This is a genomic window from Altererythrobacter sp. GH1-8 (assembly GCF_043702085.1).
Lineage (GTDB): Bacteria > Pseudomonadota > Alphaproteobacteria > Sphingomonadales > Sphingomonadaceae > Erythrobacter.
Map to the genome: position 1 here is coordinate 2,244,885 of NZ_CP171690.1, position 18,877 is coordinate 2,263,761.

General features: G+C 59.1%; 18 protein-coding genes. 6 read left to right on the forward strand and 12 right to left on the reverse strand.

Features of this window, described 5'->3' with window-relative positions; all coding sequences use genetic code 11:
- Positions 1–106 precede the first annotated feature (106 nt).
- Positions 107–499 (forward strand): hypothetical protein, encoded by a 393-nt coding sequence (locus ACG9DO_RS10925; protein WP_394727823.1) that lies wholly within the window; start codon positions 107–109, stop codon positions 497–499.
- Positions 500–509: 10 nt separating this feature from the next.
- Positions 510–911: a hypothetical protein gene (locus ACG9DO_RS10930; RefSeq protein ID WP_394727825.1), complete on the forward strand. Its 402-nt coding sequence runs from the start codon at positions 510–512 to the stop codon at positions 909–911.
- 78 nt (positions 912–989) lie between these two features.
- Here ACG9DO_RS10930 and ACG9DO_RS10935 read toward each other — a convergent pair whose 3' ends face one another.
- Positions 990–1,472 (reverse strand): SH3 domain-containing protein, encoded by a 483-nt coding sequence (locus ACG9DO_RS10935; protein WP_394727827.1) that lies wholly within the window; start codon positions 1,470–1,472, stop codon positions 990–992.
- 100 nt (positions 1,473–1,572) lie between these two features.
- Between ACG9DO_RS10935 and ACG9DO_RS10940 the strand changes: the two genes are divergently transcribed.
- Both ACG9DO_RS10940 and ACG9DO_RS10945 read left to right on the forward strand, forming a co-directional pair.
- Positions 1,573–2,589 carry a 2-hydroxyacid dehydrogenase gene (locus ACG9DO_RS10940; protein ID WP_394727829.1) on the forward strand — a complete coding sequence of 339 codons (1,017 nt, stop codon included), beginning with the start codon at positions 1,573–1,575 and terminating at the stop codon, positions 2,587–2,589.
- 7 nt (positions 2,590–2,596) lie between these two features.
- Positions 2,597–3,025 (forward strand): nuclear transport factor 2 family protein, encoded by a 429-nt coding sequence (locus tag ACG9DO_RS10945; protein WP_394727831.1) that lies wholly within the window; start codon positions 2,597–2,599, stop codon positions 3,023–3,025.
- 3 nt (positions 3,026–3,028) lie between these two features.
- On the opposite strand, the gene ACG9DO_RS10950 is transcribed toward ACG9DO_RS10945, so the two are convergent.
- The 8 genes from ACG9DO_RS10950 to ACG9DO_RS10985 all read right to left on the reverse strand — a co-directional run bounded on the left by ACG9DO_RS10950 (position 3,029) and on the right by ACG9DO_RS10985 (position 11,628).
- A complete protein-coding gene (locus ACG9DO_RS10950; protein ID WP_394727833.1) occupies positions 3,029–3,493 on the reverse strand; it encodes a GNAT family N-acetyltransferase in 465 nt (154 codons plus the stop codon).
- On the reverse strand, positions 3,490–4,290 hold the full coding sequence (locus ACG9DO_RS10955; RefSeq protein ID WP_394727835.1) for an enoyl-ACP reductase: 801 nt from the start codon (positions 4,288–4,290) through the stop codon (positions 3,490–3,492). Before ACG9DO_RS10955 ends, ACG9DO_RS10950 begins: the two co-directional genes overlap by 4 nt.
- Before the next feature lie 44 nt (positions 4,291–4,334).
- The gene (locus tag ACG9DO_RS10960) at positions 4,335–5,564 is read right to left on the reverse strand and encodes a beta-ketoacyl-ACP synthase II (RefSeq protein ID WP_394727837.1); all 1,230 of its coding nucleotides are present in this window, start codon (positions 5,562–5,564) and stop codon (positions 4,335–4,337) included.
- 23 nt (positions 5,565–5,587) lie between these two features.
- Positions 5,588–6,097: a bifunctional 3-hydroxydecanoyl-ACP dehydratase/trans-2-decenoyl-ACP isomerase gene (gene fabA, locus ACG9DO_RS10965; RefSeq protein ID WP_394727839.1), complete on the reverse strand. Its 510-nt coding sequence runs from the start codon at positions 6,095–6,097 to the stop codon at positions 5,588–5,590.
- Positions 6,098–6,206: 109 nt separating this feature from the next.
- Positions 6,207–6,923 (reverse strand): class I SAM-dependent methyltransferase, encoded by a 717-nt coding sequence (locus tag ACG9DO_RS10970; RefSeq protein WP_394727841.1) that lies wholly within the window; start codon positions 6,921–6,923, stop codon positions 6,207–6,209.
- Complete coding sequence (gene prfB, locus ACG9DO_RS10975) at positions 6,923–8,050, reverse strand: peptide chain release factor 2 (RefSeq protein ID WP_394727843.1); 1,128 nt, start codon at positions 8,048–8,050, stop codon at positions 6,923–6,925. The genes ACG9DO_RS10970 and prfB overlap by 1 nt, the downstream gene beginning before the upstream one ends.
- A gap of 100 nt (positions 8,051–8,150) precedes the next feature.
- Positions 8,151–10,658, reverse strand: a complete 2,508-nt coding sequence (locus ACG9DO_RS10980) for a penicillin-binding protein 1A (RefSeq protein ID WP_394727845.1) — start codon at positions 10,656–10,658, stop codon at positions 8,151–8,153.
- A gap of 91 nt (positions 10,659–10,749) precedes the next feature.
- Entirely contained in the window at positions 10,750–11,628 is an 879-nt protein-coding gene (locus ACG9DO_RS10985) for an N-acetylmuramoyl-L-alanine amidase (protein ID WP_394727847.1), read from the reverse strand.
- 425 nt (positions 11,629–12,053) lie between these two features.
- On the opposite strand from ACG9DO_RS10985, the gene ACG9DO_RS10990 reads away from it, so the two are divergent.
- On the forward strand, positions 12,054–14,750 hold the full coding sequence (locus ACG9DO_RS10990) for an Rne/Rng family ribonuclease (RefSeq protein ID WP_394727849.1): 2,697 nt from the start codon (positions 12,054–12,056) through the stop codon (positions 14,748–14,750).
- A 99-nt stretch (positions 14,751–14,849) separates the two neighbouring features.
- On the opposite strand, the gene ACG9DO_RS10995 is transcribed toward ACG9DO_RS10990, so the two are convergent.
- Both ACG9DO_RS10995 and ACG9DO_RS11000 read right to left on the reverse strand, forming a co-directional pair.
- Positions 14,850–15,485: a class I SAM-dependent methyltransferase gene (locus tag ACG9DO_RS10995; RefSeq protein ID WP_394727851.1), complete on the reverse strand. Its 636-nt coding sequence runs from the start codon at positions 15,483–15,485 to the stop codon at positions 14,850–14,852.
- A 62-nt stretch (positions 15,486–15,547) separates the two neighbouring features.
- Positions 15,548–17,041: a hypothetical protein gene (locus ACG9DO_RS11000; RefSeq protein WP_394727853.1), complete on the reverse strand. Its 1,494-nt coding sequence runs from the start codon at positions 17,039–17,041 to the stop codon at positions 15,548–15,550.
- Between the two features lie 74 nt (positions 17,042–17,115).
- Here ACG9DO_RS11000 and ACG9DO_RS11005 point away from each other — a divergent pair, with 74 nt between their 5' ends.
- On the forward strand, positions 17,116–18,129 hold the full coding sequence (locus ACG9DO_RS11005; RefSeq protein ID WP_394727855.1) for a phosphoribosylglycinamide synthetase: 1,014 nt from the start codon (positions 17,116–17,118) through the stop codon (positions 18,127–18,129).
- Between the two features lie 186 nt (positions 18,130–18,315).
- On the opposite strand, the gene ACG9DO_RS11010 is transcribed toward ACG9DO_RS11005, so the two are convergent.
- A complete protein-coding gene (locus ACG9DO_RS11010; protein ID WP_394727857.1) occupies positions 18,316–18,858 on the reverse strand; it encodes an ureidoglycolate lyase in 543 nt (180 codons plus the stop codon).
- Between the last annotated feature and the right edge of the window lie 19 nt (positions 18,859–18,877).

Consider the following 18,877-nt stretch of genomic DNA (forward strand, 5'->3'; position numbering starts at 1 on the left):
TGATGAAGGCTTGGCAGTCGTCAGATGAGCCAAGTTAAGGTCGTTTCAACACGGGTCGCATTCAATGTCGCAGCCATCTGGCTCCGCGACACAGAGGGGAAATGCGATGAAGAAACTGATTGTTTGTGCCAGCATGTTTGCACTTGTCGCTTGCGGAGGCGGAGAGGCCGAGCCGGAAGCAATGGAAGAGGATGCCGCGGTGGAAGAGCCAGCGGCTGCTCCTGAAGGCGCAGTTATCCCTGGTTCCTATGACCTGGTCTATGCGGACGGCACCACCGGCACTGTCACTATCGGTGAAGATGGAACCTATTCCGGAACTGCCGGCGAAGAATCCACCGCAGGCACGGTTGCAGATGTCGATGGCAAGGCCTGCTTTGACCCTGAAGGTGATGCCCCGGCCATGTGCTGGACAGCTGGCGAACCCGGCGAGGACGGCTCATTCACTTCAACCGCCGATGACGGCACGGTGGTAAAGGTCACGCCCGCTGCAGCGCAATAGGAGCATTGGGATGAGAAAACTGATCATCGTTGCCTCGCTGGCTGCTCTTGCCGCTTGTGCGCAAGATGCCGAACCCGAGGCGGAACCTGAAGAAGCAGTCGAAGACGCCGTTCCAATGGCAGTGGACGGCGGGACACTCGCAGGAGCTTACACTTCGACAGGTGCAGACGGTACGGTTGCCGTGTGGACACTTGCTGAAGATGGTACCTTCACACTGGAGACTGAAGGTTCTGATCCTGTCACAGGTACTTTCACTAACACTGACACGGAAACGGGAGCAAACTTCTGCGCCGATCCGGAAGGCGAAGAAGTGGGCGAGATTTGCTACGCGATTTCAACGCCCGCTGAGGATGGAAGCTGGACCGCAACCGATCCGGAAGGGAATGTCCTGACCATAGCACGCAGGGAATAATCAGCCGTCAAGCAACCGCTTGGACAAGGGGAAGGCGGCCTGTCGAAGGTCGCCTTTTTCCTTACAGACTTGTTTGAACTAGGTTTCTCCGTCGCCCCAGATTCGTGCGGCCTCGATAAACCCCATCCTCCCGCTGACATCGAGCTCGCACCATCCCTGCCGGCAATCTCCCAGCCTTCCAACCACTCCCGGTTCGAGGTTCCAGCGCAGCTTGGATGTGGGATCGGGGCGCTCGTAGAGCGGCGCAAGAGTGTCGCCGATTACCAGCGCGCCGCGCGTGCGGGAGAGCAATCTTCTGGAGATCCAGCCCTGCGCTCCGTCAGGGTCCTGTACAAGTAGCCAGCCTTCCATCACCCGCACGACACGGACTGGCAGCCCTTCCCGGCGATAAACCCATTCAATGCGATAATCCACGCTTGGCCCGACGCGCATATAGACTTCATTCGCGCGGAGCGTAGCCCAATACGGGGTCTCCTGTTCCTGCGCGGCAAGCGGATTACCGAGGAATGCAGCTGCGGCTCCAAAAGAAGCAAGCAGGCACGAAACTATAAAGCGATTCATGCCATTGCTCATACCGTTAGTGCCGCCTTTCCATCAAGCGTTGACGCAAGCCGATGGAAGCATCTTGACCAGATACCCTCGACCCGCCTAGCGCGTGTCCATGCCCAGCGATGCACCGACCCCAGTCAAACCGATCAATCACACACCGCGCGTCGTGGTGACCCGGCACCTCTTGCCAGCGGTCGAAGCCCGCATGAGTGAGCTGTTCGAAGCGACGCTCAATCCCAATGACACTCCCTACTCTCGCGAGCAATTGGCGCAAGCGATGCAGGTTTGCGACGTGCTGGTTCCAACAGTTACAGACCGGATCGATGCAGAATTGATCGCTGGAGCCGGCGCACAGCTCAAGCTGATCGCCAGTTTTGGTGCAGGTACTGATCACATCGACCTGGAAGCCGCTGCAAAGCGGAAGATTCTTGTCACAAACACGCCCGGCGTCTTTACCGACGATACGGCGGACATCGCGATGGAGATGATCATCGGGATACCCCGCCGTGTGCGCGAAGGCGTGGCGCTGGTGCGGCGCGGTGAATGGAGCGGTTGGGCACCTTCGGCACTGCTTGGCCGCAAACTGGGCGGCAAGGTACTCGGCATAGTCGGAATGGGCCGGATCGGGCAGGCGGTGGCACATCGCGCCCGCGCGTTCGGCCTGGAGATCGCCTATCACAACCGTAAGCGGCTTCCTGAAGCAGTCGAACGGATATTCGGCGCGCGCTTTGTTCCCGAACTCGACGATCTGCTGGCAGAAGCCGACATCCTGTCGCTCCACTGTCCCGCAAGCAAGGACACCCAACATCTGCTCGACGCGCGGCGGATTGGATTGATGAAGGAAGGCGCTTGCCTTATCAACACTGCCCGGGGTGACCTTGTTGACCAGGAAGCAATGATTGCCGCCCTGAAAAGCGGGCAGCTTGCTGGTGCTGGCCTGGATGTTTATCCCAACGAGCCAAAGGTCGATCCGCGACTGCTCGAAATACCCAATGTCATGACCTTGCCACATATCGGGAGCGCCACACGCGAAGGCCGCGAGGATTCGGGCCACAAGGTCATCGCCAATATCCGCATGTGGGCGGACGGCCATCGTCCGCCGGATCAGGTTCTCACCGCACTTGGATAATTCCCCCATGGATGAATTTGCCGCTGAGATCGAGAGCCTCGAGCACCTGTGGGCGCGTGCGTGGATGAACCGAGACCGCGCAGTGATGAAAGGCATGGCATCGCGCGATTTCGTTTTCCTGCTTGGTGGCAAGGTTTCTGCTGTGCTCGACCGGCCTAGCTGGCTGGATGCTGCGACATCGCGCCTCGCATGCGAGCAATATCAATTTCACGATATCTATGTCCGCCAGCATAAGCGGTGTGCGGTCTTCGCTGCGCGTATGTCATTTGAAGGCAAGATTGGCCGCGCTCCGTGGAAGGGCGAGTTGTGGCTGACTGACCTATGGAAACGGGGGCGCATCAGGCGCACGTGGCAACTGGTGGAGCGCATCGTTTCTCGGGCGGAGAGCGATCCGGAGCTTGGCGCTCAAGTCACTTCGATGCAGCTCTGGAAGTAGGCTTCATAACGATTTTTCGTAAAAGATATTGAACTCGGTTTCGACGTACTCGCCGAATGGGCCTCGCCGGGTGAAACCATTGCGCAAATAGAGCCGGTTCGCAGGCTCGAAGATCGGGCCAGTGCCTGTCTCCAGCAGAAGCTTAAGATATCCGCGCTCCTGCGCGACCGCCACGATCCAGTCGAGCAAGGCCTTGCCTACTCCCATTCGCAGCGCCGTTTCGGCTGTGCGCATGGACTTGATTTCGCCTCCGGTGCCGGACAATTCCTTGAGCGCTCCAATACCCAGCAATGCGCCGCCCTTGCGCACTTCGAAAACGGTAATACCTGGCCTTTCCAGACCCGACAGATCGAGCGCAAAGGAAGTGCCGGGCGGAGAGGCTTCGTACATAAGCCGTTGGTGCAGCGTAATCAGCTTGCGGACATCGCCGGTCGCAAGGCTCGCAATACCGATCTTGAGCGCAGTCATAGGTTCTCTATGTTCGGCATACCGAGGACGTGAAAGCCGCCGTCCACATGAATGATCTCGCCTGATGTGCAACTGCCCGCATCAGAGCACAGGTAAACGGCTGTGCCACCGACGGCTTCGAGAGTCGCGTTGCTTCGCAATGGCGCGTTGGTTTCAGTATGACGATAAGTCCTGCGAACGCCGCCAATTGCGCTGGCGGCAAGGGTCTTCATCGGGCCAGGGCTGATCGCATTGACGCGGATGCCCTCTGGCCCAAGATCACTTGCCAGATACCGCACAGCCGATTCCAGCGCCGCCTTGGCGACACCCATGACGTTGTAATTGGGCGTCACGCGAGACGAACCGAGATAAGTCAGCGTCAACACTGTCCCGCCGTGCTCCACCATCATCGGATGCGCTCTGCGAGCCACTTCGATAAGGCTGTAGGCCGATATATCCATGGAGTTGGCGAAATTCGCGCGCGACGTGTTGAGAAACCGGCCTGTCAGCTCGGACTTGTCGGAATAGGCGATCGCATGGACCAGAAAATCCAGCCTGTCCCAGCGCTCCTGCAAGGCACTGAAAGCTGCATCCAATGAAGCATCGTCCGTCACGTCGACGTCGAGCATCACATCCGAACCAACGCTTTGCGCCAGTGGCTCCAACCGCTTGCCAAAGGCTTCTCCCTGATAGGTAAAGGCGAGCTCTGCCCCCGCCTCTGCACAGGCCTTCGCAATGCCCCAGGCGATCGAGCGATCATTGGCCACGCCCATTATGAGGCCGCGTTTTCCCGCGAGGACGCCGTCATTGCCTGGCATGTTCATTCCCCTCACTCAGAGGCCGTCACAATTGATTCAAAGGCTTACCCATGAAACTTCGATAGCAGCATCGATCCATTGGTTCCGCCAAAACCGAAAGAGTTGGTCATCACAGTATCCAGACCGGCGTTCTCGACGAACTGCGTCGCGATTTCTTCCGGCTTCAACGCAGGATCCAGCGTCTCGACGTTGATCGACGGAATAATGAAGTCATGCTCAAGGGCCAGAAGGCAATAGACAGCTTCCTGCGCGCCGGTCGCGCCCTGGCTGTGCCCGGTCATGGACTTGGTCGAGCTTACAGGTGGCGTGTTGCCCTCGCCGAAGACCCGGCGCACCGCCTCAATTTCACCCACGTCGCCTACCGGCGTCGATGTTCCGTGTGCGTTGATATAGCTGACCTTGCGCCCTTCAGGGATGGTGCGCAGAGCTCCGCGCATAGCACGCTCACCACCCTCGCCCGATGGCGCGACCATGTCTACACCGTCGGACGTTGCGGCAAATCCGGTAACTTCAGCATAGATCCTTGCGCCGCGCGCTTGTGCATGTTCAAGGCTCTCCAGCACCAGCATCGCGCCGCCGCCGCCGATCACAAAGCCATCGCGGTCCGCGTCAAAGGCCCGTGAAGCCCTCTCGGGCGTGTCATTATACTTGCTCGACATCGCGCCCATCGCATCGAACAGGCAAGAGAGCGTCCAGTCGAGTTCCTCTCCGCCGCCGCCAAACATGACATCCTGCAGCCCGAGCGCGATCTGCTGCGCTGCCATGCCGATGCAGTGGAGCGAAGTGGAACACGCTGACGTGATCGAGAAGTTCATGCCCTTGATCTGATAGGCCGTCGCAAGGTTCGCGCTGACGGTCGAGGACATGCACTTCGGCACGGCAAACGGACCTATACGCTTGGTTGCGCCCGTGCTCAGCACTGTTTGATGCGCTGCAAGCATGGCGGAAGTCGACGGTCCGCCAGAGCCGGCAATCACGCCCGTCATCGGGTTGATGACGTCCTTCTCCTCGAGGCCCGCATCGGCAATCGCCTGTTCCATCGCGATATAGGCATAGGCTGCGCCCGGCCCCATGAAGCGCAAGGTCCGCTTATCGACATGCTCTGTAATATCGAGGTCCACAGCGCCCGCAATCTGCGAGCGAAAGCCGTGTTCGGCCATGGCCTCGTTGAAGGTGATGCCGGACTTGCCGGCTTTCAGCGAAGCCAGCACTTCGTCTGCATTATTCCCAATTGAGGAAACGATCCCCAGCCCTGTTACAACGACGCGCCGCATTATGTCTCTGTGCCCCTGATTGCTTACGCTTCGGAAAGCGCGACTTTCATATCCTTGACCTGATAGATCACTTCGCCGTCCGCTTCGACCCGCCCGTCAGCAACGCCCATCGTCAAACGCCGGGTCTGCACAGCCTTGGTAAAATCCACGAAATATTTCAGCATCTTGCGGTCAGGACGAACCATTCCGGTCAGCTTGACCTCGCCTACGCCCAAGGCATAGCCGCGCCCCTGCCAGCCTCGCCATCCGAGGTTAAAGCCGGTCAATTGCCACAGACCGTCAAGACCAAGGCAGCCCGGCATGATGGGATTGCCTGGAAAGTGGCACTCAAAAAACCACAGATCAGGGTTGATGTCATACTCCGCGACGACATGACCCTTGCCATGTTCTCCACCATCGGCAGATATGTCAGTGATGCGGTCCATCATCAGCATTGGCGGTGCTGGCAATTGAGCATTGCCGGGTCCGAACAACTCGCCGCGTGCGCACTTCAACAAATCGTCACGGTCGAAACTCGTTGGAAAATCGGTCATCCCCGGCGCAACTCCTCACCTTTTCTGCCTATGCGTTGCGCCTGCGCCTAGCACCCCGTTCTGGCAAGGAAAAGACTAGGCAAAGCTACAAAAGGGGATTCATGGGGATTCACTTCAGCGCGCAGCCCGTGATCTCGTTTGGCGCAGGGCGTGAGCCCGCGCGTTCGAACCGCGCGAAATAGCCGCGGATGTCCGGCTTCTCGAGAAATTCCACTAATTCATAGCCCACCGCTTCAAACTCGCATGAGAGCAGCAGCGGGGGAATGCCGTGCTGGTCTGTCGGGCGGTTCGAATCCACAACGATCACCTGCCCCCCTTCTGCCAGGGCCGGCCACAGCCGATACAGGAAGGCGTATGGTTCGGTGACTTCATGATACATGTGCACCAGAAAAATGCGGTCAAAGCTGTCAACGGGAAGTTGCGGATCGTCAGGCTTACCCAATTTGATAGAGACATTGTCGAGCCGCTCACGCTCTACCCGGTTGCCAAGCCGCTCAAGCGCATCGCGGTCGATGTCCTGTGCGAGCACTCGGCCGCCCTCGCCTACGCGTTCAGCCAGGCGCACGGTATAATAACCCTCGCCCGCGCCAATGTCCGCCACCGTCATGCCAGGCGAGATCGCGGCAAGGTCCATGACCTTTTGCGCTTCGCCGCGGCTATCGCGCGCGTCTTCATTGGCAAACTCTGTCGCGCCAAGCCCGGATACCGGCCTGTCTGCGCGGGGAAACTGGAGCGAGGATTCAGGCCGCGAGCCGTCTTCCGACACAGGAGAGCACGCGCTGAGCACGCCAAGCACAACACTTACTGTCACGGCCGCGCGCAGCATCACTCGACGTCCTTCACCTCGACTTTCTCGCCAGTAACTCGCTGTGCGAGAGCTGCAGAAATGTAGGGATCGAGCGCGCCATCGAGCACATCGTCAGGCGAGCTGGATGTCACACCGGTGCGCAGATCCTTCACCATCTGATAGGGTTGTAAAACGTAGGAGCGGATCTGGTGGCCCCAGCCAATCTCGCTCTTTTCCTGATACTCGCCGCTTGCCGCTGCTTCACGCTCTGCCATTTCGCGCTCGAACAGCCTCGCCTTGAGCATGCTCATGGCTGTTGCACGGTTCTTGTGCTGGCTGCGATCGTTCTGACTGGCGACCACGATGCCGGTTGGCTGGTGTGTGATGCGGACGGCCGAGTCAGTGGTATTGACGTGCTGACCACCTGCGCCGGACGCGCGGTAGGTGTCGATCTTCAGGTCCGAAGGGTCGATCTCGATGTCGATGTCATCGTCGATCACAGGATAAACCCAGACCGAACTGAAAGAGGTGTGGCGCCGGGCAGAGCTGTCATAGGGACTGATGCGCACCAAACGGTGCACGCCGCTCTCCGTTTTCGCGTAACCGTACGCATTTTCGCCTTTGATCAGCAGAGTGGCTGACTTGATTCCGGCCTGATCGCCAGCCTGATATTCGACTGTTTCGACCTTGAAACCGCGTCGCTCGGCCCAGCGCGAATACATGCGAAACAGCATTTCCGCCCAGTCCTGGCTTTCCGTTCCACCAGCACCGGCATGGATTTCCAGATAGGTGTCATTGCCATCTGCCTCGCCCGACAACAGCGCCTGGACCTTGTCCGCATCTGCGCGATCGGCCAGCCTAGACAGGCTTTGGAGACCATCCTTGATGATTTCCTCTTCGCCTTCCGCTTCGCCCATTTCGATGAATTCGACAGCATCTGCCATTTCGTCGGAAATCTCGTTCACGGTCTTCACCGCGGTTTCGAGCTGTTTCTGCTCGCGGCTGATTGCCTGTGCCTCCTTTGGATCGTTCCAAAGGTTTGGGTCCTGGACACGCGCATTCAGCTCATCGAGACGCCGCAAGGCCCGTTCCCAATCGAGCGATTGGCGAACCAGTGCAAGCGCCGCTTCGATACGGTCAATAAAGGCCTGCCCTTCGGCACGCATAGGCTAGTCTCTCTTGTCTCGTTTGGCCGCTCGCTTAGCGGGCATGGCCCAGTTGTAAAGCATTGTGCATGATCACGGCGTCTTGCAAGACAGCAAGCTGCTAGTAGATGCCTCCGCGTTCTTCCACGAACTGCTCTTCCTGTCCGAAGCGCCCTTCGTTGAGCCCGCTTTCAAGTCTCCCCCGCCGCAAGAGCGCCAAGATTTCCGCGCGGCGGGCAGCGATCTCGTCCTGGCGCGTGCGGCGAGGCGGCTCTGTATCCGGCTTGAACGCCTCCCAGATGACATCGGCCAGTGGATCGTCCGTTGGCCAGGCATCAAACACGCGTTTGCCGCTGCGGCGATCGATCCGGACCATCCGCACGCCCTCTGGCGCAACCGCCGGGTCAGTGCTCCAGCGCGACTTCGTCTTTTGCACGAACTCCTTGAAGATCGGGGCCGCAGTATTACCGCCCTGCACCCAGTTGCCGAGATCGCGAGGCTGATCGTACCCGACATAGACCCCGGCGACGATTTCAGGTGAACCGCCAACAAACCATGCGTTGGTCGGGCCCGATGTCGTGCCGGTCTTGCCAAACAGCGGCAGTTCGAGATCCCGAAGCCGGGTCGCTGTTCCGCGCTGCACTACACCTTCCAGCATATGGATAACCTGAAACGCGGTCCGGGGGTCCATAACCTGATCACCAAGCATTCCGAGGCGAGGCATGGGCGCACCGTCCCATTCAGCCATATTGCAATTCTCGCACTTGCGCCGGTCGGCGCGGAAGATCACCTTCCCGCGGCGATCCTGGACATAGTCGATGACGCTCGGCCGATGGAGCCGCCCATGATTGGCGAGCGCGGCATAGGCATTGACCAGCTTTTCAACCGTCGTGTCGCCTGAGCCGAGCGCAAAGGCCGGAAAGGGCTGATACTTGCCGATACCCATGCGATCGAAAGTCTTGATGACTTCCGGCATTCCCGCTTCCATCGCTATGTGCACCGTCATCAGGTTGCGGCTTTGCTCAAGCCCCCAACGCATCGTGTGCACACCGCCCGACTCACCGCCAAAATTGCGAAAGCATTTCTCGCCGAGGTTGGCTCCCTGGTAGAAACAGAAGGTCTGGTCAGGGACCTGGCTGGCCGGTGTCAGACCATTGTCGAGGCCTGTCGCATAAACGAAGGGCTTGATCGTCGATCCTGGCTGGCGGTCAGCCTGGGTGGCGCGGTTGAAATCCGACAGACGGAAATCAAATCCGCCTTGCATTGCAAGCACTCGCCCAGTCTGCACCGATTGCGCCAGGAAACCACCCGAAACCTCGGGGATGGCACGCACGCGGAAGCTGCCTCCCTGTGGCTGCACTGCGATCACATGGCCAGCGCGCAAGCCGTCGGGTAGATTGGTGAGCGGAGCCTCTTCGCCATCTGAGAAGCCGATCCTCGCGCTTTCGCCGCTGCGCGAAGTGACAACACCAATCCGCCAGTTCTGGTAATTGATCGACAGGAACGAGCTCGCCAACTGACGCGCCCAATCGCCCTTGCTTACGTCAAGCGTTGCGATTGGGCCGGTCCAGCCACGATTGCCGTGGTATCGGAACAACCCGGCGCGCAGGGCATCACGCGCGGCGTTCTGCATTCCTGTGTCGAGCGAAGTGCGGACCCAAAGCCCCCCGGCATACACGCTGTTCGGCCCTTCCTCCGCCGTCTCGCCGAAACGGTCCATCAACTGGCGCCGGACTTCCTCAAGGAAATAGCCCGCATCCGCGCGAGGAGCACTCGAGCGTAAGGGCACAAGTCCGAGAGGCTTGGCGCGTGCAGCTGCTGCTTCTGCTTCGGTAACGAAGTCGTTTTCGACCATCTGGCTCAGCACGAAATTGCGTCGCTCGATCGCCAGATCGCGGTTTTGCGAACGGCCATAGCGCTCAGGCGCTTTCGGCAGGATTGCGAGGAAGGCCGATTCGTGAAGCTCGAGGTCGCCAACATCCTTGTCGAAATAGGCGCGCGCAGCGGCCTGGACGCCGAAACTGCGCCGACCCAACGGAATTTCATTGAGGTAGAGCTCGAGGATTTCCTGCTTTGTCAGTACATCCTCAATCCGGCTGGCAACGATCATTTCCTTGAGCTTGCGCGTGACGGAATATTCATCGCCCAGCAGCAGATTCTTCGCGACCTGCTGCGTGATCGTTGACCCGCCGACTGCACGTTCGCCCGACCCAAACTTCGTGACGTAATCAAACACGGCATTGGCCGTTCCAGTGAAGTCCACACCGCCATGGCTGAAGAAGGTCTTGTCTTCAGCGGACAGATAAGCCTGGATCAGCTGTTCGGGAAAGTCAGCATACTGCAACTGAACGCGGCGCTCGCGCGCGTAGGAATGGACGATCTCGCCATCGATCCCGCGCACCATGGTCGGTAGCGGAGTCTCATAATCGAGCAAGGATTCGGCATCGGGCAAATCGCGCGCAAGAAAAACCCAGATCATGATCAGGATTGCGACAAAAAGCGCTAGGAGCAGCGCGCCGATGCGAAACAGCAAACGCTCTCGCCAGCTTTCAATGAACCACGCCGTGACCGCTCCAAGATCGCGGACGACGCGGTAGCGCGCATAATCAAGATTAGACTGGAGTTCCATCTTAGTTCGACGCCTTTAGCATCGGTTTGAAGCACGTCACCAGAGGGATTTGATCTAATTCACCGCTCATTGCTCGCGCCTGACCCGAACTCTAGCGGGATGCCTGCCTCACGAAATAGACCTGGATTGCCCGCGCGAGGCTTTCAGCAGCCGCTTCCTGACCCTCCTCAGAGGAGAGGCGCTCTGCTTCGTCCGGATTGGTCAGAAACCCCGCTTCAAACAGAATGGAAGGCATGTCGGGTGTACGCAGCACGACCAGGTCAGCGCCGCGAATGGGTTGCGGGTGGAAATTTAGGCGCGCCCTGCCCTCGCGTTCGACAAGGCCGGCAAGCTCCAGCGCATCTTCCTTGGCGCGGCGTTGCGATAATTCAACGAGGATCGCGTTGACCTCCGCATCACCGCCCGCAAGCTCAACTCCGTTGAGCCTGTCCGCATCGTTTTCCCGCCGCGCAAATCTCGCAGCGGCAGCCGATGTCGCACGTTCGGACAGCGTGTAAACACTCGCTCCTGCCGCATCCCCTTCCTCGCCCGCGCTGTCGGCGTGGATCGACACAAACAGGTCCGCTTTCATCCGGCCAGCAATCGCAGGCCGCTCCGATAGCGTAAGGAATCTATCGTCCTCTCGGGTCAAGGCGACCCGGATGCCGCCCAGTTCGAGCAGTTCCTCGCGCAGCTTGAGCGCAATGCCGAGAACGATGTCCTTTTCAACGAGCGGGCGCTCTTGTGTGCCACTGGTCGCTCCTGGATCGCGTCCACCATGCCCTGCATCGATGACGACAAGCGGCGCGTCCGGATCGTTCGGACCAGCAATATCCGGCAGGCCGATCTCCGCTGCCTCGCCCAGTTCGACCCTGACGACATAGTCGCGGCCAAACTCCGGCACCGGAACCTTGATCTTCAAGGCCATCAAGCCCGCCAGCATAGCAACCGGGGCAAGAATGATAAGAGCAAGGTGGAACCGCAGCGACATGACCATATTTGGTTAGGATGTTGCGCATGAGAAACGCAATATGGTTGCGGCATGAAACCCACGGTGCTAGCAAGCTATCACCGGCTATTCCTGCAGATTGCTGTTTTTCAACGGCTCTGGCAGATCCACCGGTCCCGCCCCGACATCTCGAAGGCGGGTTTCATGACAGGTTGATGCAGTGAAAAGAGTTCTCTCCCCAATTCAGTACGAGCCGCGCCATCCGCGCGAGCGTACGGGTTCGGGCCGGGCAGCCGCATGGTGCGGCCCTCTTGCGCTTGCAGACACAAACGTATTCCCCGCCGAACCAAACGCGGCGGGCCTTTCAACTCTCGCCGGACCGCTCTTGCGGCCACCGGTGATCCCTACATTAGTGCGCTCGCGAGAGGCGGCAAAGCCGCGCATTTCCGGCGCCTGGAGAATTATACATGGCAACGCGCATGCTCATCGATGCGCGCCACTCGGAAGAGACCCGGGTGGCGGTGCTCAAAGGCAACCGGATCGAAGAATTTGATTTCGAATCGGCAGAACACAAACAGATAAAAGGCAACATCTACCTCGCGAAAGTGACGCGGGTAGAGCCATCGCTTCAGGCGGCATTTGTCGATTTTGGCGGCAACCGGCATGGTTTCCTCGCCTTCGGGGAAATTCATCCCGACTATTACCAGATCCCGAAGGAAGATCGCGAAGCCCTGCTCGCAGAAGAGGCTGAAGCGGCAGAAGAGGAAGCTCGTTTGCGCGCGGAAGAAGAGGAGCGCGGCGAACTTCCTGGTGAAGAATACGACGCCGAGGATGAAAGCGCTGAACAACTCGCCGAAGAAATCGCTGAAGACGGGCTCGAGGAGATCGATACCTCGGAAAAGGACAAGGTTTCGACCATCGAAGACGGCCATGTCGACGGCAATGGCGACGATGAAGAAGACGATGATGACGACGAAGATGATTCGGATGACGAATCGGAAAGCGAATCATCTGACGGCGATGATGACAGCGACGATCGATCATCCAGAGGCTCGCGGCGAGGCCGCGGCGGTCGAAGCCGTCGTCGTCAGGGTGGCGGGAAAAGCCGCGCCAAGGAAGTCGACGAAGTGCGCGCTCGCCGACAGGCGCTGCGCCGCCGTTACAAGATCCAGGACGTTATCCAGCGCCGCCAGGTGCTGCTGGTCCAGGTCGTCAAGGAGGAGCGCGGCAACAAGGGCGCTGCCCTCACGACCTATCTGAGCCTTGCTGGCCGATACACAGTGCTCATGCCGAACAGCAGCCACGGTGGCGGCATAAGCCGGAAGATCAACTCGTCCAGCGACCGCAAGCGCCTCAAGCAGGTCGTCTCGGACCTGACCCTGCCTAAGAGCATGGGCTTGATCGTGCGGACCGCGGGACTCAGCCGCACCAAGCCCGAAATCAAGCGCGACTTCGACTATCTCGCGCGCCTGTGGGACGAAATTCGCGAAAAGACGCTGTCATCGACCGCACCTTCATTGATCCATTCGGACAGCGATCTGATCAAACGAGCGATCCGCGACATCTACAACAAGGAAATCGAGGAAGTCGTCGTCGAGGGCGAGGATGGCTACAAGTCCGCCAAGGAGTTCATGAAACTCCTTATGCCGAGCCATGCACGCCGGGTGAAAGCCTATTCCGATCCGGTCCCACTGTTCCAGCGCTACGGCGCGGAAGATCAGCTGCGCGCAATGTATGATCCGATGGTCCAGCTCAAATCGGGCGGCTACCTGATCATCAACCCGACCGAAGCACTCGTCTCGATCGACATCAACTCTGGCCGATCGACCAAGGAACATGGGATCGAGCAGACCGCGCTCCACACCAATCTCGAGGCGGCTCGCGAAATTGCCCGGCAATTGCGTCTGCGCGACATGGCCGGCCTGGTCGTGATCGACTTTATCGACATGGAGTACAACTCCAACATCCGCAAAGTCGAAAAGGCGATGAAGGAAGCGCTCAAGAACGATCGGGCGCGGATCCAGGTCGGTCGTATCTCAGGCTTTGGCCTGATGGAAATGAGCCGCCAGCGTCTGCGCACCGGCGTCCTTGAAGCAACCACGCGCGAATGTCCGCATTGCGACGGCACTGGTCTGGTACGCACTGCATCTTCGGCGGGCCTGTCTGCACTTCGCCTGATCGAAGACGAAGCGGCCAAGGGCAAAGGCACGCAGATCAAACTCGCAGCGAGTACAGAAGCTGCGATCTATCTGCTCAACGAAAAGCGCGCGGACCTGGTCGAGATTGAACAACGCTATGGCGTGTCGGTCGAGATCGTCCCCGAAGGCGAAGATGAAGGCGCTAAAATGAGCGTCTCGAGCGCTGGGCCTCGCCCCGCTCAGGCGCCCAAGTTTGACCCGATCATCGACGACGAAGACGACGACGAGGATGTTCCCGAAGAGGAAACCGACGAAAGCGACGATGATGACACGCCGAAGAAAAAGCGTCGCCGCCGCCGCCGCGGTGGACGCGGCCGCAACAAGAACCGGCGTGAGGATGGCTCGGACGGTGATGACGATTCGGACGATGAGTCCGGCGACGATACTGACGACGATAACGCAACCGATGAAGAGGGCGAAGAAAGGCCCAAGAAGCGTCGCCGCAGCCGTGGCGGTCGCGGCCGCAAGAAGCGGATCGAAGAAACTATAACAACGGAAGATGCCGCTAACCTCGACGAGGTCTCTGAACAGGTCAAGGAAGACATGACCGTTGTCGCAGGGCCCGATGAGGCGCCGGAAACTGCTGAAGCGATGGCGCAGGATGAGGCTGCACCAGCTGAGGAGAAGCCCAAGCGCAAGCGCGCCTCGCGGGCGAGGAAGAAAACTGCCACCGACGTTACCGTTGAAGATGCGCAGGATATGGATGCAACCGGTGACACTGAGGCATCCGAAGAAGAAGCACCCAAGAAGAAGCCTGCTCGCAAGGCTGCTGCCAAGAAGGCTCCGGTGAAGCGGGCATCGCGCGCCAAGAAGAAGGTGGATGAGCCGGCTGACGATGCGACGAAAGAAGAGGCTCCTTCGGCAACCTCACCAAAGGAAGCTGCACCTGCGAAGGATAACGCGGCCAATGATAGCGCGGAACCGCGTCGTGGTTGGTGGCAACGAACCTTCGGCGAGGAAAAATAGTCTCAGACAAGGCTGTGTGCTGAAAAGGTTCAAGGGCTCGAACGTCTCCAGGCGTTTGGGCCCTTTCCTTTAAGGATTCGCGCCTTAAGTCTCGATACCTCAGGCGCCGGTCTTACGCGCGACACCCCATTCCATCCAGCCTGCGATGCGCGGGGTCTTGGGCATATAGCCCTGCCCCATCGGCTCAACATCAAAGCCTGCACCTCTCAATGCAGAGCCGATCGGCCGGGTCAAATGGCACCCACCGGCGATGCGCTTCCATACCGGCTCGATGCGCATTTGCCACTTCGCAACATTGGCATCAGGCGCGCGGCCATGTTCGAGGAACAGCATCTGTCCCCCCGGCTTGAGAACACGGCGAACCTCTGAGAGCACCTGTGCAGGATCGTGCACACTGCACAGTGTATAGGTACAAACCACAGTGTCGAACTGGCTGGAAGCAAACGGGATTTCTTCTCCCACCCCTTCTCGGATGTCGGTTGTCCAACCTCTTGCTTCACCCGCCTTGCGCGCTTGGTCAAGCAAGCCTGCATGAGGATCGATCCCGGCGAATTGCGAAATAGCATCCGTATCGTAAAACTGCTGGTTCAGCCCTCCGCCACAGCCCAGTTCCAGCACGTTTCCGCGCGCCAGAGGCACGACAAAGGAGCGGCGTTTCATGATCTGGCCCTGGCTGCACGCGAATGTCACCAGCCTCGGCATCACGTGGGCGTCGTACCAGTTCTGCAATCCCATCGGTCCCTCTCCAGTCCGATCGCGCGGATGGACAAGCTATGCCGGGTTCTCATAAAGGGCAATTAGCGAGTTTGACGGATCTTTGGCGCGGCAATCTCGCGCAGCCTGGTCGCAACCTGCTGCATATGTTCAGCCAAGGTTGCTGCGGCGTCATCATGGGGCACCCCTGCCAATTGCGTGACCTGCGGCATCGAAAGCCCGATACGCAAGGTTCCACCCCATTGACCATCCTTGCGCACACACTTGACTGGCTGGCCAAGCCGCAAGCCGTTAAATGCAAGCTCCTTATGCAAGGCTTGCGCATGGTCAAAGGTCGACAAACCTGGCATTTGGCTGACATCCAGCGTCGCAAGGGTCTGCATTTCCAGCGGGAAAGTCGCAGGAAGCGGAGATTCAGGATCTGGCGATGCGGTTACAAGGCTGATGTCTAGCGGACGCAGGAGATGCTCAGCGATCGCGTCCTGAAACAGGCCGAAGACACGCGTCGCATCTTCAACCGCCAGAGCCTGAAACCTCTCAAGCTCGAACACGCTTCCTTCCAGTCGCAGTGCAAGGCCCGGATTCTCGGAATCACACAGGATTTCGCGCCCAGCCCACCCGACCGGAAATTCGGCGCGGCGGAAGATCGTCTCCAATCCTTGCGGGAGAGCAGGGGCGGCCTCCATTACCGCGCGAGGAACCAGCGCAAAGCCGCTGAACGGCGCGCCGCCCATGAATTTCGACCCGGTCAGAAAGACAATTGCTCCGCGCGCAATGTAGCTTTCGACGCAATCGGTCGTGATGCGCGCCTGACATGCGTCGACGACGAGGCTGAACGTGCCGGAATAACTCTGGTGCAGAGCTTCGAGTTCAGTCTGCTCAGGCAGGATCAAACCCGTTTTGGACCCGTGCACTACATGCACCAGCGCATGCCGATTGCTCGCTTGGGCGAGAATGATCTCGCTTTCAATCGTTGCCAAGATTTCGCGACTGCTGCGCGCGATCCCGCCCGAACAGCGCACCGGAACATCGGCGAGGCTGATCCGGGGGAACCCTTCCACAGGGATAGCCTGCTGGGTATCCTGGACCAGCGCTGTTTCGCTCGCGAAGTAGCGCCCATGGGCTGAGTGAATGCAGCCGCTGCCAACCTCGTCGGCTCCGAGCAGGACGTTATGAATGCCCCCTTCCGCACGGTCCATGAAGGCTGCAAGCGCGACGTACTCGAGATCCGTGCCCGAAGGGGCAAACACCACCTCGACATCGTCTTTCAGGCTGTATGCGGCCCTGATCCGGCTTCGTAACTGCTCAAGATGCTCTGAATAGCCTGGTTGCCCGGCCTGGCGCATATTCAGCAAGTGCGTGAACGCCGCTAAAGAAAGATCATTTGCGGTCGAGGACGCATAGGCCAGCGTCTTGCGCGGGTAAGGCGCGGAGAAATACTTGTTGATCCCAGTCTCCGGATCAAGCGTGATCCGCGCATCGCCGCCTGCGGACAGCGCCGCGATCAGCCCGCGCGCATCGGAGCAAAGTTCAAGATCGCCTGAGCAATCCGGGAATCTTACTTCAGTAGCGTTCATGCGACCTGTTTCATCTTGGCGATTTGTCCGGTTGCCATTATTGGCGAGCGCCTCACTTGGAAAGAGACAATCCCTTGAATAGCCCTGTAGCGCCCCTCACAATCGACGAACCGACTCGTCGGGACACTCACATCCTGTTTATCGCCAAGAATGCGCTGTGGGACGGAACCGGCAAGCCGGAAGACGGCAACCATGCCACATACCATCGCGAGATGCGCCAGGTGCTTGAAGGGCTTGGCCTGAAGCTTACGATTGCAGACAAATTCGACATCCTTTTCGACAAGCCGGACTTCGACTTTGTCTTCCCGCTGTTGAACCGCGCAGGCTTCTTCAATTCGGAAATGCTGTGCCCGCTGCTGTGCGAGCGCGCCGGGATCCCCTATCTCGGGGCAAGCCCGATCCTGCGCGGCCTGTCCGATGACAAGCACTTGGCCAAGCGCGCCTGCGTTGATGCAGGCGTTCCAACGGCTCCATGGCAGATATACCGCCGCGGCGCTCCTGTAACCGAAGCCGGCTTCCCGCAGGGCGAACGCTATGTGGTCAAGCCCAATGCCTCCTCTGCCAGCTGGGGCGTGATGGACGCGACTGACTGGACGTCTGTGCGGCAAGCGATCGAAGGCGTGCACGAGCTGGGGCATGACGCGATCGTCGAGCCATTCATCAAGGGCAGCGACGTCGAAGTGCCGGTGGTGACAATCCATGACGACCCGGTGGTGATGCCGATGCTGATCTTCCGTCAGGCAGACCCGGAGCATCTGCGCAAGTATGAGGAAAAGCGCGATCTGGTCGACCGCAGCCAGAAATACTCGCTCGACGATTACAACGATCCGGACAATCCGATCGCGCAAAAGATCGACGGCTACACGCGCAAGCTATTCGGCGAATATCGCCCGTTCGATTATGGCCGGTTTGAGTTCCGAGTGAACGAGACCACGGGTGAAGTCACTTTCCTCGAAGTTAATCTGAACTGCAATTTGTGGTCGCAAAAGGTGTTTGGCCGTTCAGCCAAAATGCTGGGCTGGACGCAAGAGCAGCTGATCGAGACGATCCTTGCGGAAAGCCTGCGCCGGCATGGGCTGATGGGGTAAGTCTGCTTTCGGGAAACTAAGATGTTGATCCCCCGTCCGCAATTGGGGTGGAAAGCAGACATTCCGCTGAACACATCTCTCGCAAACGGGTGCCGGCTCTGTTCGCAAAGCTTTAGCTCCGCGCGTCGCTATGGCCGGTCGGATTTGATCAAGGCGCCTTCGAGAGCGCCGGACTGATCGCTCCGTTCAGATTACGAACTCCAAACCAAGCCGAGTTTGGATATTGCGCTTCTCTAGGTCGCCCCCCATCGCCTCACCGTTTTCGATCTGCTCAAGATCGGAATGAAGCTCTTCGCGCAGGAATATTGCAAAATCGACGTCGCCAGCAGCTGCAAACGGAAATTCATGCCAGGTCCCGATGTCGAGCATTACGCCCTTTGTTCCATCAAACGCAAAAGCAACGACCTTGTCTGGATCGGGCAGCGATTCTTCGTTTGGAGGCGCCAACACCATGAAGAAGGGCGCCCCGTTAAGCGGCATGAATACCTGAGTGTGCTGGAAGTGGCGCTCCAGCCAGATGACGCTCCTTGGTCGCGGCCTCACGCGGGCTACCGCAATACAGGCCTCGCGGTCGGTCACCATTCCGGGCACGTCCCAGAGGTCGACCGCATCATTATAGAACGAGGTCTGCCTCCCAGGACGTTCGTCAGGCTCAATCAGGCGCCCGAAGGGAGCGAAATTGTCCCTGTTAGCCGCGATGGGATCGAGTTTGCATATGGTCATCGTCATATCTTGCTTTCCTCAGACA